This is a genomic window from Paenibacillus turicensis (assembly GCF_050461185.1).
Lineage (GTDB): Bacteria > Bacillota > Bacilli > Paenibacillales > Paenibacillaceae > Fontibacillus > Fontibacillus turicensis_A.
Genome location: NZ_JBCMOR010000005.1, coordinates 744,425 through 759,217, shown reverse-complemented (window position 1 = coordinate 759,217; position 14,793 = coordinate 744,425). Strand labels below are relative to the sequence as shown.

Sequence of the window (14,793 nt, the reverse complement as noted above, 5' to 3'; positions counted from 1 at the left end):
TCAACATATATATATATAACTTCACTTTTCTTAATGTCCGAACACTGTCTACTTTGGTTTTTCCATTAAGAAAATACAATACTATTATTGATGCTATTAAACTTATGATGCTAAACACTGTTGATATAATACCCCAGATAATAGTTTCCTCCTCATAGATAATGTGAAAATTGTTATTATAATGACTTTTCACACTATTTCTTTCTATAAACTTCGTCCTTTCGTATAACGTTTTGTATTCTCGACGTCCCACCGACTTAAGGCGACGAAGTAGCCGGGCGTGATGCGCTTAGTCGGTGCTGATGTGTCCGCCTGAATTAGCTTCCTCGAATTGTCGCCGCGGCGGACCGAGGACCGAATGGTCCGATGTGTGAATATGGTGTTGTGCGATGCCCTTTCCCTCATTGATTAACTTACATATATTCAATTGATTATCTCTAGCAACCGAAAAAAAACAGCATCACTACTATATAAGCTCCTGATTTTAATTAGCATTAATCAGTTCTACGATTTCTATTTGATTTGTTTCAATAGCTCTGTCCAAAGGACTTCCATTATAAGATAATACTTTCCCTTTGAATTTCACGTGAGTTTTAAAGTCAACACCTAGTCCTAATAAAAGTTTAACTATCTCCTTATATCCTAAACTACAAATCCAGAACAATAACTCTGATTTAGGGGTTATTTCACTTTTGAAATCCACCCCATTCTCTAATAAGTATTCGGCAATTTTTATATTGTTTCTCCAACAAGCCCATTTGAACGCTGTTGAAAAGTATATCTTATCAATTCCGTTTTCTAATAATGTTTTAGTTGCTTCTAAATTCCCGCCATCAAGATTCGTTGTAAAGTCAAGTAGTGACTTCCACTCCCTTACTAATATCCTCGCGAACCGAGGTTTTACGATTGTTGAGTTTATAGAAGTGTTATTGCATTCATAGTGCCCCAGACATTTAGCTAAGTCCGATAATCGTAATTGAGCACTAAATAGCTCGATTCTATCAATGAATGAACGAGTGACATTATAACAATAAAGCCGCCAACGCAACTGGCGGCGCTTAACTTTTTTTAATAACATATTTGCAACTATGACTTACGATCTACTTCATCCCTGAGCCTTGTTTATACAATTGAGGTTTGCGCAAAGACACAAATTTATTTTATTGCTTTTCTAAAAATATACGTTCCCTTTCCCAATTCCCATATCTCAAACTAGAATCAATTTGATCATTTATGGCCTTTTTAATAGGTATTAATTTTATGCCTAGATCAGCTTTGTCGACAATTGATAAGATATTCCCCCACTCCGCTGCCTGAAGATCCCCGATAATTACGTCCCCGGAATATGTCCCTCCATTACCACTCCACATAATCTTTATAAAGTCAATCGGATCCTGATTAAGCGAAATGTGCGTAAGCATAATGTCCTCAAATACAGGTTGCAAAGAATTCCTTCCTATATCAGCAATAATATTCATTTTGAGAGTGTTGTTATAGTTTCTCTTTACAAACTCTATCACAAACTTTTCTGCTTTTAGTTGATACTCGTCCTTAATATTTTTGAAAAAAATATTGCAGTAATGATCAAGAATACCGAAATAATATGGCTCGGTTTCGACGATAACATTGATTACCTCAGCAATTTCATTTTCAATCCCATCTACTTCCCATATAAAACCAAACTTCGAATGATCGACAGATAAATGTTTATTATCACTATTCGCATATAACGCTATTATAAAATCAACCAAAAACCTTGAATCTTTCTTTAAGATTTCTAAAAAGCCTGCTCCTCCATAATCAAAGTGCGGTTGTAGGGAATATTGCTGTAGGTATGATTTTTTGATCAAATCCATATCATCCCCTAAAAGGTTTAGATTTTCTGAATAAAGGTTCCTAGGAACCTTTATTCGTGCATCACTTTTAGAGTTCCTTTCAGTTATTTTTTTGAGAATTTCTTGAAATAAGTCTGGCTTCAGGGGCAAATATTTATTCAATCCATCAAAATTCAAATAAAAGGACTCTTCCGTTTTATTCATTGACTTTAACAATTCATCAATACTAACTACCGAATCATCTGCGAATTCAAAGAATGCAAGTATCCATTGTATTTTTAAATCGAAAAGACATTGTTGTATTAGTCCCCATATAATACTAGCCCTTTTTGGATCTTTAAGTTGATTCCGAAAAACTAACCTCGGTAGATAACAGATTGTATTGTTTGTCTCGATAATCATTTTAATAATGGCCGTACCTAAGTGAAAATTCTTCAAGCAATTTTCATCAATAATATAGTCTAAAACCCGCGTGTAGTTGTAATCATTTTTTGCTTGTTGTTTTAAATATATGAATTTATCATAGAATAGTTGTATCTCTTCTTTTGAATCAAAAATAAAAGAATTGCGTATTTCAGCTTCTTTCAATCGTTCATATTCCTCGTAATTATCAAACTCGTATATCTCTCTGTCACGATAACGATCCCAGTCTATATTTATATACATTTCATAAGTAGAGTTCCTGTATTTTTGAGTGAATTCATCTAGAACTGAATTATACACCTCATATCGTCTGCACCATCTAGCTAAATCCTGTACATAACGACAATGCAAGAAAGAATTAGAAGTAAATTGCTTCTCAATAATTGTTAAAATTAAACTAACATCTGACTGTGCTATTTCTTTTACGAGATCTGGTCCATCATCTAAGTAATCATTTAAAAGCTCAAATGACTGAGAAGGGAAATCGGCAAAACTGTTATTTACTGTCTCCCAAATCTTTTGTCGAAGAATTAGAATAGAATTAATATCAGGCAATTCGAAATCATACCAATAAATCGTGTTATTTCTCCCTGCTTTGGTATGATGAAATTTAAAACCAAGGAAATCTTTAGATAGCTCGAGGAAAATAACAGTTAACAGCTTGTCTTTAGACTTGACTCCCTTAATTAAGAGGTTGAACAGCGTTGTCTGCCTTATAAAATCCATTCCTTCGTCAAAGCTATCAAACACTAATTGAGTTCTAATTTTATGTATCAGCTCGGGTAAATGCTGTGGACATTTACGAGTGAACTCAAAAGCTAATTCTAAAGAATCAGCCAGGTTATCAGGAAAACGAAAAAAATCACCTAGGAGGTCGATTATTTCATTAGTATTGCCATACGAAAAAGCATTATTTTCATATGCGACCTTGTATTCTTCAACTGATACTACTGGCATAGAATTAATATTTTTGAGAAGGAATTCTAAAGTTTCGTTTTGCAAATAAAACCAAAATGTCGCTAGAAATTTAAAGGATAACGCCTGGTCCTTCTGTGCAATAGTCCAATACCGCTGCAATCTGGGTTTCAATTTTCCCATAACATTATTGTACCCAAAGGTATTGTTTGCCGGTATTATGCAATCTCTGAATCGCTTGTCATTTTCTATAAAGTATTTTTCCAACAGAACATCGAACGATAATACCTCGTCCTTGATAAATATCTTATAGAAGAAGTACGTAGAAAGATTTTGCTCTGAAATCTTTACATGCTCAAATTGTACTTCAACTATTTCTAATCTATCCAAGTTATCAATAGCATCAACAAAGTCCAAGTAATTGATATCAAAGTTCTCTAGCATTCGATTCATTATTTCTCGATTTTTATATGGTAATGTATAAAAAAAGGAAACCAATCCCAAGCACTTTATGTTTAATAACTTAGCAAATTCTTTAAAATCCTTGATAAACGTAGAAAAGTAACTGTCAAATAGGTCTGATACATCTGATAAGGCATATAAACTCTGCTTTTCCTTTGCAAGTAATGCTGCCATAATAGCTAATCTTGGATTACCATCAGCGATTCTGACTATTTCTCTTTGAAAGTCAGGATTCATGATTCTGAATGAATCAGTTTTCAGCATATCTATTAATTGCTCATCTGATAGCTTTAAAATATCAATTCGTCTAGGCTTAAACTCTAGACAAAGGCGTGCTACCTCAGAAAATGCATAGTCCCGCACTGTAATTATTACTTTTAAATTACCTTTCCTAGATGCTCGATAGAAGCCTACTATTTGATTAAAAGCATCAATTCGGTTAGCATCATCAACAAAGAGGACGTAATCTTTATTTGTATCTAAATATTGGAATAGATCATCTAAAAGAGTATGATTTTTATAGGATACGCAATATCCTTGGTAAGTGGTATTGGCTAATAGAAAGCTTTCAATTGTTTCTATTGCCAGCTTAGTTTTCCCAACTCCTGGAGCACCAGTTAAAATGACAAAGTCTGCCGTGTTCATAGCATCCGCTAATTCACCAACTTCTTTCTCTCGATGAACAAACTTATTATCAAGCGGTGTCGCTATGCCATTTGAAGCTCGATTATATTCGTTGACAAATTTGGTAATTGAAACTATTTGTCCTGAATCAAAAGGCAATCCTAAGTAGTGATGAACTAAATCCCTATGATTTAGATGCAATTCAATGGCTAAGAAATCAAGTGTATAAATCGTTAAGAAGATAGTTGTGCCTTCAAGAATGTCACTCAGTTCTTTAGTCTCCTTAGTATTTAGATTGAAATTGATACAAAAAATAATCTCCGCAATATCCAGAGTCGGTATTCCTGTTTTCTCCGTATCAAGACATTTCTCAAGATCGTCCTTAAGCTTCTTAACTCCAGACGTGATGTTAGTTGAATGTTCTACAAATAAATATTTCCCATTTGGTAATAAAAAAAATGAATCTGGCGTTCCAACTCTTGTCTTCTGTCTTCCACTCACACTTCCTATTCTAGAGAACGAGGAGAAATTCTTATTGCGCAGAGTTAAAAAACTATCACAAAGCTCTTGAAAAACAGTTTCATTTATCGAACTTAACTCATTTTCTATTGCTTGTAATCTACGCACCATCTGACATCCAACATCCTTTCCCTCAACTAACTTGTTAATTAACTTTAGATAGAATTGAAATTGTCTGAAAAGGCTAGTTCAGTGTTATTTTCTAGAACTACAGCTACATCGCATTTATTTTTACACTTTTTGACACTGTTCCATTTGTTTCCTTTTATAATATTTGAACATTTTGCACGATCTTTATGTTCCTTCTCCTCGGTTTGTCGTACTTGTTGATATGCGTCGCCATGGCTTCAACCGCTTCTCCGCCCTGAGCGCTAGACGAAACTTCCGTCTTTAATTAGTTAAATTAACTTGCCTCAATATCAAATTTTTTAATAAAATAATTAAGTCTTACTACTCTTACAAAATAGATTTCACTATTTATATTCTTTTCAATTTTAATTAATAAAGTTATTAGTTTTATGACTTCCTTTCGAGATTGTCGTATAACGTTCCGTATTCACGACTCGACACATGTCGAGTGTCCGGCGTATGCCGGATCAAGGGCGAATACCCGCAGCGTAAATATTATGTTATGTGAAGTAGGCTTACTTCTCTGATTTACCTTCATAAATATTCCCAACAATTTCAAAATGTTCAGATTTATAATCATACCTAACCGGAAATTCATTATCGGTATTTATCACCCATGGCCAAAGCGCATTCGTACCATTTTTAGGATTGCGTTCTTCAAAAAAGAATTTAATAATCTCTTGAGGAGTAGAGCATAATTCGAATATCTTTTCATCAAAATACTTCTTATAAAAATTTGTATGATTAATAGTTTTTTGATGTATTATTTCATTCCTGTGCTCTTCAAAAACGTTATATTTACTCCATGTATTTAACTGTTTTAATGGTTTAGTTTTATAAATGGGGATAAGAATCTCAATAATTTTGGTTTTTAACGGGAGCCATCTCTCAATAGAATCTTTGTTATAAATCTCAACTACTCCTTTGGTATTTTCAAATCTGTATTCGTAGTTTTCGGGTATACTCAAATTCACAAAAGCTTCTAGGGCTGTGTATCCAAAAACAATACTACTCTGAATTTGCTCGATATAATCATAGATAACTTTCGATCTGATGTTAATCTGTTCGTATTTTTCTTTATCTATTTCAAAGTTATTGTGATCGACACTTTTAGGGTTTATGTTTTCGTCATACATAGTCTTAGCTATAGTTAATGATTTATTAGCAATTGATAATAAAATTCCTACATTATTAGGAGCAAAATATTCTATATTATTATTCTTTCCATTCATTTTAATTCGAGATTCAATGACATCTATTTCTTGTAAAACCATTGAAGCATCTCCACCTGTTATTGGGCTGTCTTTGTAGCAAATAGGTTTGTTAGTCCTTAAATCGAATAACTTATAATTCTCAGGGTACTTAGTAACTACAATGAATTCTTTACTCTTTCGTGAACGAGATTTAGACTTATGTTTCATCCGTTTTTCTCCTCAGTTTCTCAGCATTTAATGAAGACATTACTGTATTACGTATTTCTACTTGTACAAATGAATATACCAAGTTACAAATAAAGAACATAGAATATACTTTGGTAAATCGGCGCTTTTCTTTTTATAATCAAAATAGTTATATTCGTCCTCAAACTTATCATCTAAGTTTATATTTCCAATAGAGATATTCATATAATTTTTAAATGATTCGTATTTGTAAAATATTTCTCTTAAAAAACAGTTCTTGTTTCAATCTAATTCTCTTCTCTCATCTTCCAGGTCAAATGAACTTGCACATAGTTTATCGGTTGATTATTTGAATCGAAATAATACATCATCTTTATCAGTCCTTCTAGCGACTACTTCATGTCCTTCATTATATAGAACGTGTTGTTTAGCCATATCGTCTGCGGTTTAATTGTAAACGTAAGCCCACTCGCTTTAAACATCATATCGGTGTCATTTTCTTGTGGTGGCTCAATAGCAGTATACATAGTGGGTCTATCATGTTTTTCATCCTTTAAACAAGAGGTAGGAAATATCCCTGCTTCGTTACTGTATTGGAACTTATATTTCAAATGATTATCAATCCTCTGTGAAGTATATCTTTCTATAGTTTGCAGTTCTCTTATTGTTAGATTATTCCTTTCTATCTCAGAAAAAATAGTACACCAAAACTCACTGACTGCCTCTTTTGTATAGTCAAGCAAGAAAGCAACGTATTACCTACCAGAAATTTCACCAACATAAGCTGGTTTTTCAACATTAAAATCTTTATTTATAACAACGCAAACATCATAACGTCATTCCTCTTTAGGAGTAGTCTCTGGGTTATCTAGCGGTATGCCTAAAATTATGGAATTATCAAATACTCCATTCATTTGTTCCCCTCCCCAGTATACCTATTTTTCAAAATACAGGAAATACAATCCCACAAAAAAAGAGCCCTAAGACGTCTGTACCATCTTAAAACCCTTTCCTTCAATACATATTTAATTTCTCTCTCCCTATCCCTCATCCACACACATACTCTCCCACAGCTCCTAAGACTGCCTCACCAACTTCTTCTCCACATACACCACCAGCTGATACATCCCCGTTGCCACGATCGCAATAATCACCAAGCTAGCCATAACAAGCGTAAAGTTAAATACTTGAAAGCCATAGACGATCAAATAACCAAGTCCAATTTTAGCGACTAAAAATTCCCCAACGATCACGCCCACCCAAGCCATACCAACATTTACTTTAAGCGTGGATACAATAGTGGGAAAGGAGGCTGGCAAGATCACTTTTCTAAACTCTTGCTTGCGTGTTGCACCAAAGCTACGAACAACCTTCACCAGATTGGCGTCCACTTCGTTAAAGCTGTTGTAAACTACCAGTGTCGTGACAATGACCGTAATAGATAAGGTGGTGATGACAATCGCCGTAAATCCTGCGCCAAATAACACGATAAATATCGGACCTAACGCTACCTTTGGCATACTGTTGAACACAACCATATATGGATCTAACACTTTACATAAAAATGGTGACCACCATATTAATACCGCCAATATTGTACCAAGCAACGTCCCAAATATAAAACCGACGGCTACCTCACCTACCGTCATAAATAAATGCGGCCACAGTTCCCCACTTACAACATCCTTTACAATTTGACCGCCGATCTTGGAGGGATAACTAAAAATAAGGACATCTATCCATTTTAGTTGACCCGCTAACTCCCATAGTGCAGTAGCGAGAAACAAAATAGCAAATTGGACTGCCCATACCGCATTACGGATACGTTTTTTTTGTTTCATATGATCATTATATTGCTTATTCAGCCATGTCTGACGCCCATCCGTATTCCGATTGATATCATGATTACTGTCCATCATATGCCCTCCCTTTCATGATCGGCTTCAAGCTCCGCCCATATCTCATGAAATAGCTCATTAAAGCCCTTTTCCTTGCGAGCATAAAATGGGGCAATTTGAGCGATATGACGAGGGATTTTAAACGATTTTCGGATTCTCCCTGGTTTTGCACCTAACACAATGACACGATCACTCATCGCAATCGCTTCGGATAAATCATGAGTTACTAAAATGCCTGTTTTGTTTCTTTTTTGCAAAATATCTACAACAAGATCCTCAAGCTGCAGCTTCGTCTGATAATCTAATGCTGAAAATGGTTCATCCAGCAGCAATAAGTCAGGGTTGGTCGCTAAAGTTCGTACTAAAGCTACGCGCTGACGCATTCCACCTGATAATTGATGAGGATGAAAGGAAGCCGTACCTTCTAGACCCATTCCATCAAGCAATTCCTGCGTGAAGGCAATGTTTTCTGGCGTTAATCTTCCTGTTAATTCTAACCCAAGCACACAATTATCTAATATCGTTCGCCACGGAAATAAATAATCTTGCTGTAGCATGTATCCAACCTCTGCACAAGGGCCTACTACCTTTCTGCCATGGACCAATACGTCTCCTCTGGAAGGAGATATTAATCCGGCAATGAGAGACAACAGTGTCGTTTTACCACTGCCGCTAGGCCCAACCAGACTGACAAATTCACCTGGCTCTACCGATAAATTAATATTTTCCAGCGCCAGAACTGCTTCACGCTGACTGACATATACAAGATCCACATGTCTCATTTCAACAACAGAATTCATCCTGACGTGCTCCTTCCGTGACATATTATGGGTGCCTATTTACCGCATTTTTAGCAAAATCATTATTAACTAACTTCTCCATTGGTACTCGTTCTTTTAGCTCCCCTGCGTTTTCCATAACATCAAGCAAATTGTTCCATGCTTTTTCAGATAACATAGGAGTGGCAGCATAGGATTGCTGTGCTAAATACCGTTTAATTGCACTGGCTAACACAACAGGATCACTATCCTTAAAGTGAGGCGCAATCACCTTTGCTGTTTCCTCAGGAGAATGGAGACTTATCCATTTCTGAGCCTTTTGAATTGCATTTGTAAATTTTTGAATACTTTCTTTATTTTTATCGATATAGCTTGCTTTCGCCATATAAACGGTGTAAGGCAACTGTCCACTTTCCGTCCCAAATGAGGCAACGACATGTCCTTTTCCTTCTAATTCGAAAATCGAAGCCTGTGGCTCAAACAACTGGACAAAGGCCCCTGTGCCTGATGCAAACGCAGCGGCAATGTTAGCAAAATCAATATTTTGAATGAGCTTCAAATCCTGCTGTGGATTAATCCCATGCTTTTTCAAAGTAAATTCACTCGTCATCTGCGGCATGCCACCTTTGCGTTGCCCTAGGAAATCCTTATTTTTAAGATCGTCCCATGCAAAGTTCGGCATATCTTCTCTAGACACTAAAAATGTACCGTCCGTTTGAGTTAGCTGTGCAAAATTAATGACAGGGTCCTCGGCACCTTGTTGGTATACGTAAATCGATGTCTCTGAGCCAACGAGCGCAACATCAATCGCTCCTGACAGCAAAGCAGTCATCGTTTTATCTCCACCCGCAGTCGTTTGTAGCTTTACCTCCAAGCCTTCCTCTGCGAAAAAGCCTTGTTCAAGCGCTACATATTGTGGTGCATAAAACACAGACCTTGTGACCTCCCCTAACCGAATTACGGTTTTACCACTCTCTCCCGAACAACCCGTAATTAGCGTAGCAAGCATCGTTATTGCAATCACAATCCCAAACACACCTTTTTTCATTAAAATCACCTCCTGTAATCTAGGGTAGTCATAATGCATTTACAATTTAATGCTCCATCATATGCCACGAATCTTAAAAGCGTTATAAGGACAAATCCCACGATTTTAAAGACACTATATAGAAAAATGCAAACACACAAAAATCATATATACAAAAAAAGGATGTACTCCATCCTATAGATGAAAGCACATCCTTATTTTTAAATATTAAAAATTAATATCTACTTAAAGCCCTCAAATCTTAAAGCCCATATATCTCTTTATACTTGTTCTCTAAATAATCTGCTAAGTAGGTTGGATTTAGTGGTTCACCTGTCACACCTTCAATTAATTCGGACGGTGTACGGCTCTTACCATATTTATAAATTTTATCAATTAACCATTCACGAATGGGAGCGAAGTTGCCCTCTCCTACCCACTTCTCAAATTCAGGTAGCTCCTTCATCATCGTGTTTGCAAATTGAGCCGAATACATATTCCCTAACGCATAAGATGGGAAGTATCCAAATAGCCCTGCTGACCAGTGCACATCCTGCAGTACACCAACACCATCATTAGGCGGTGTTAAGCCAAGATAGGCTTGATATTTTTCATTCCATACACGTGGTAGCTCACTGACTGGCAATCCTTCGTTGAAAATCATTTTTTCGATTTCATAACGAATGATGATGTGTAAATTGTACGTTAATTCATCGGACTGAATACGTATCAAAGAATTTTTGACTGCATTAATCGCCTTGAAAAATTGATCCAGTGGTACTTCGCTTAATTGCTCAGGGAAATGCTGCTGCAAATCGCTATAATAACGTTCCCAGAACGGACGACTACGTCCGATAATATTTTCCCAGAAGCGGGATTGGGATTCATGAATCCCCATAGAGGTGCCTTGAGCGAGCGGTGTACGCGCTAATTCAGCACTTACATTTTGCTCATACAACGCATGCCCACCTTCATGTAGTGAACTAAACAAGGCATCCACCACATCATCTTCAATGTAATGGGTTGTAATTCTAGCATCGCCATCATTCAGTGTCATTTGAAATGGATGCATACTTTCGTCTACACGGCCTGCTTCAAAGTCATATCCGATTTGCTCCAATAGGAACAGGCTAATCTTTTCTTGCTGCGCTTTCGGGAAAATATTGTGTAAAAATTCAGTGTCTGGCTTATGGCCATGCTCACTAATCGCAGTTACAAGTGGCACTAGACGATCACGCAATTGACCAAATACTTGATCTACCTTTTCAACTGTAAGTCCTGGCTCATACATATCAAGTAACGTATCATAGCGGGTATCCTTAACGCCCCAGTAATCAATAAACTCTTGAAGCTTCGCTACGATCTTGGTCAAATAAGGCTCAAAGCCCGCAAAATCGCCACTTTCCTTGAAGTCCTCCCACAACGTTTCTGTATTTGCAGTTAGTTCTACATATTCCTTATATTTCTCTTCGGGAATTTTTACGCTACGATCGTATTCTTCTTTCGCATCCTTCACAATGCGTTGCTGTGTGTCACTTAATTGCTTGAATGTATCCTCTTCTAAAAGCTGGGACAAATATCCACCCATTTCTGCTGAGGTTTGCAATTTAAATGCTTCTGTAGATAATAAACCAATCGTTTCGGAGCGAGCTGCTGCTCCTTTTCTTGGCGCACCTGTTCTTAAGTCCCATGCCATTAAATTAACAGCCTCATGATAACTACTAATTTTTGACAATAATGCCGCAAAGGAATCCCATACTGCTGTAACATTTATAGCCATATCAGTTCCACTCCTTAAAAAAAATTTATGTACCCTACTTGATGATACTGATTACAATCCGTATAATCAAATTTTGAAATGAGTTTTATCACATTTTACTATTTTACTACATCTATTTAGGAGGGGATAGTCCCATGAGCAACCTTAATGAAATCCTGGAATACAATCAGCAGTTTGTACAAAACAAGGAATATGAAAGTTATATGACAGACAAATTTCCGGGTAAAAAGATGGCGATTGTCACCTGTATGGATACCCGCCTAGTAGAACTATTGCCACGGGCAATGAATTTGCGTAATGGTGATGCTAAAATTATTAAAAACGCTGGTGCTGTCATTTCCCAGCCTTTTGGTAGTGTTATGCGAAGTGTTCTCGTTGCAATTTACGAGCTTAAAGCAGAGGAAGTATTCATTGTAGGTCATACAGGCTGTGGTATGGCTGCACTTGATTCTAACCGAGTGATCTCCTCCATGCGTGAGCGAGGCATCTCTGAGGATACGTTAAGTACGTTAGAAAACTCAGGGATTAAGCTACAAAAATGGCTTCATGGCTTCGCCAATGAAAAAGAAGGAATTATTGGCACCGTTAATATTGTGAAAAAACACCCACTTCTACCTGCTGGAATTCCTGTTCACGGGTTGCTAATTGATTCTGCAACTGGTGCCCTTGAGCTTGTCATTGATGGGTATGAGCAATAAGTCAGGCCTCCATGCTATCTATTTCGTAAAATGCATAGTATCAAAGTTGCATAATTTATAGCAATAAATCTAAAGTAATTGAAGCTAGAGCAACATAGCAAGCCGTCTTACCTCATCTTACACATGAGTGTCTGCGGCTTGCTTTTTATATATAAAATTAGCTAAGCTATATTTTAACGATAAAACTAGAATGGATATGAACACTGACTCCGATAAGGATCTGAAAATGAGTATAGATATGGATAATAGATATGGATATACATACAACATAGATTAGAAATGGAGTTGAACATAAATGCACTCGGATAGGAACTTTACAGCGAAGTTAGAAAAAGTAATAAACAGCTTAGTACATGATCTTACTGAATTAAAGGTTAGAAGCTGCCTTATTGCTTATCAAGATACATTGCTCTTAGAGCATTATAGAGAATCACAGTTGAAGCAGGAAATTGCTAAAATTAATTCCTGTACCAAAAGTATTGTGTCTGCATTAGTTTGCATTGCGATGGATAAAGGCTTGCTTCCGCCACCTGAAACACCAATCGCCAGCTTTTTCCCACAGCTACAGCTCGATTCTGATCCACAGAAACAAGAAATCACAATCGAACATCTGCTCACCATGAGTGCTGGCTTTAGATGGCAGGAATTCAAAGGGATCAACTCCTTTCCTAACATGATCAAAACATCAAATTGGATAGATTACACGTTATCCCAGCCATTAGCTCATTCACCAGGTACATATATGGAATACAATTCAGGTTGTTCCCAGCTTCTTTCAAGTTTAATTTCACAAGCCGCAGGCTGTACAACCGCACAGTTTGCAGAACAATATTTGTTTGGGCCCCTTGATATAACGCAATACGAATGGGAATATGATCCCCAAGGGATTCATACAGGTGGTTTTGGTTTAAAGCTAAAACCAGAGGATATGATGAAATTTGGACAGTTGTTTTTAAATTTAGGGAATTGGCAAGGTAATCAGCTCATTAGCGCAGATATGGTAATGCGTGCTACCGCCCCATTTATAGATACCAATGCCCCAAGAAGAGGACAATACGGGTGGCATTGGTGGGTGGACAGTTATGTGCCAGAGGTTGATAAGGTTAAAAATCAAGGCGACAGTATTTCTCTAGATTATTACTATGCTTTAGGCTTTGGTGGGCAAAATATTTTTGTGATCCCTTCCCTTGATCTAGTCGTCGTCATTACGCGTGATCAGACAAAACGGGGCAAGCCACCTGTGGATATATTCCGTCAGTACATTGCCCCAAAGATTAGTTGTATCTGATTACAAACTGATCACACAGTGCATCGATTTTATCCCTATGAACGAGCTGAAGTAGCCAACGCTCGGGAATACCGTTAAGCCCATATTTCAACCCTGCCATCGTTCCAGCGATGGCTGCAATTGTATCTGTGTCTTCGCCAAGATTGACAGCCTCCAATACAGTCCCTTTATAGCTGTCATGCTTGAAAAAACACCATAACGCCACTTCAAGCGAATGAACAACATAACCATCTGATTTCACTTGCGCTTGTTCCCATGTTAAGAAGCTTTGATCTAGAATCGCTTCATAATGATGAAATTCATTCCCATATTGAGATTCTGTACGTAATTGATCATTGCAGAACGAAATCGCCTTCTCTAACGCGTTAATTGGTTGATCGTCACGAATTAATCCCATTAGAAACGTGATGTAAAAAATACAGCCAAGATGAGATCGCGCATGACGATGAGTCACCTCACACCACTTCTCAACCATCTGCTTAATTTTAACGGATGAGTCTTCAGCTTGAAGCACGAAAGCTAGCGGTGCGATTCGCATCAATGCACCATTTCCATTGTCACTTTCATGTGATCCCCCACACCGATGAGCAGGTGCACCATGCATATATCGATAGATGGCGTCATCCGTTGCTCTGCCAATATCAAACATTTCACCATAAGGGGTCCAGTAGCCCTGTTCCTTGTAAGCAACAAATTTTTTCATCAACTCATCTTGCCCTTGGTTATGAATTAAATTTTCAATTAAACACATTGTTAAAGAGGTATCATCTGACCATGTCCCTGGAGGTTGATTGTATGTACCATAACCGATCATGTCGTCAACATAGTAGGTTGATCTTGCCCTGAACTCCACAGGCACACCTAACGCATCTCCGACTACACCCCCTATAATAGCGGATTTAAACTTATACTTTTCCATTGACATTTCCATCCCTCCTGAAAGTAATTACCCTAAAAATGCAGTCTGTAATCTACGCATTTAGGGTTGACAAACATGAGTTTACTTTTGTAAACTA

General features: G+C 37.1%; 11 protein-coding genes and 1 pseudogene. 2 read left to right on the top strand and 10 right to left on the bottom strand.

Annotation, left to right across the window (positions count from 1 at the left end; genetic code table 11):
• Positions 1–484: 484 nt before the first annotated feature.
• From ABE099_RS05615 to ABE099_RS05575, 9 genes and pseudogenes are all read right to left on the bottom strand, one after another.
• Complete coding sequence (locus tag ABE099_RS05615; RefSeq protein WP_430028180.1) at positions 485–1,078, bottom strand: ankyrin repeat domain-containing protein; 594 nt, start codon at positions 1,076–1,078, stop codon at positions 485–487.
• Positions 1,079–1,160: 82 nt separating this feature from the next.
• Positions 1,161–4,889 carry a hypothetical protein gene (locus ABE099_RS05610; protein WP_430028177.1) on the bottom strand — a complete coding sequence of 1,243 codons (3,729 nt, stop codon included), beginning with the start codon at positions 4,887–4,889 and terminating at the stop codon, positions 1,161–1,163.
• A 533-nt stretch (positions 4,890–5,422) separates the two neighbouring features.
• Positions 5,423–6,328 (bottom strand): hypothetical protein, encoded by a 906-nt coding sequence (locus ABE099_RS05605; RefSeq protein ID WP_430028175.1) that lies wholly within the window; start codon positions 6,326–6,328, stop codon positions 5,423–5,425.
• A 371-nt stretch (positions 6,329–6,699) separates the two neighbouring features.
• Positions 6,700–6,918, bottom strand: coding sequence for a hypothetical protein (locus tag ABE099_RS05600; protein ID WP_430030589.1), 219 nt, complete (start codon positions 6,916–6,918; stop codon positions 6,700–6,702).
• A pseudogene (locus ABE099_RS05595) lies at positions 6,916–7,224 on the bottom strand (GyrI-like domain-containing protein); the annotation flags it as partial. The pseudogene ABE099_RS05595 and the gene ABE099_RS05600, both read right to left, overlap by 3 nt.
• Positions 7,225–7,383: 159 nt before the next feature.
• Positions 7,384–8,148, bottom strand: a complete 765-nt coding sequence (locus ABE099_RS05590) for an ABC transporter permease (RefSeq protein ID WP_430030495.1) — start codon at positions 8,146–8,148, stop codon at positions 7,384–7,386.
• Positions 8,149–8,222: 74 nt separating this feature from the next.
• A complete protein-coding gene (locus tag ABE099_RS05585; protein WP_430028173.1) occupies positions 8,223–9,005 on the bottom strand; it encodes an ABC transporter ATP-binding protein in 783 nt (260 codons plus the stop codon).
• 25 nt (positions 9,006–9,030) lie between these two features.
• Complete coding sequence (locus ABE099_RS05580; protein WP_430028171.1) at positions 9,031–10,032, bottom strand: ABC transporter substrate-binding protein; 1,002 nt, start codon at positions 10,030–10,032, stop codon at positions 9,031–9,033.
• A 241-nt stretch (positions 10,033–10,273) separates the two neighbouring features.
• A complete protein-coding gene (locus ABE099_RS05575; protein ID WP_430028168.1) occupies positions 10,274–11,791 on the bottom strand; it encodes a carboxypeptidase M32 in 1,518 nt (505 codons plus the stop codon).
• 134 nt (positions 11,792–11,925) lie between these two features.
• Between ABE099_RS05575 and ABE099_RS05570 the strand changes: the two genes are divergently transcribed.
• Both ABE099_RS05570 and ABE099_RS05565 read left to right on the top strand, forming a co-directional pair.
• Positions 11,926–12,489 carry a beta-class carbonic anhydrase gene (locus ABE099_RS05570; RefSeq protein WP_430028166.1) on the top strand — a complete coding sequence of 188 codons (564 nt, stop codon included), beginning with the start codon at positions 11,926–11,928 and terminating at the stop codon, positions 12,487–12,489.
• 295 nt (positions 12,490–12,784) lie between these two features.
• Positions 12,785–13,777 (top strand): serine hydrolase domain-containing protein, encoded by a 993-nt coding sequence (locus ABE099_RS05565; RefSeq protein WP_430028164.1) that lies wholly within the window; start codon positions 12,785–12,787, stop codon positions 13,775–13,777.
• Here the strand turns inward: ABE099_RS05565 and ABE099_RS05560 are convergent.
• Complete coding sequence (locus tag ABE099_RS05560) at positions 13,764–14,702, bottom strand: ADP-ribosylglycohydrolase family protein (RefSeq protein ID WP_430028162.1); 939 nt, start codon at positions 14,700–14,702, stop codon at positions 13,764–13,766. The two genes, ABE099_RS05565 and ABE099_RS05560, sit on opposite strands and share 14 nt — an antisense overlap.
• Positions 14,703–14,793: the final 91 nt, after the last annotated feature.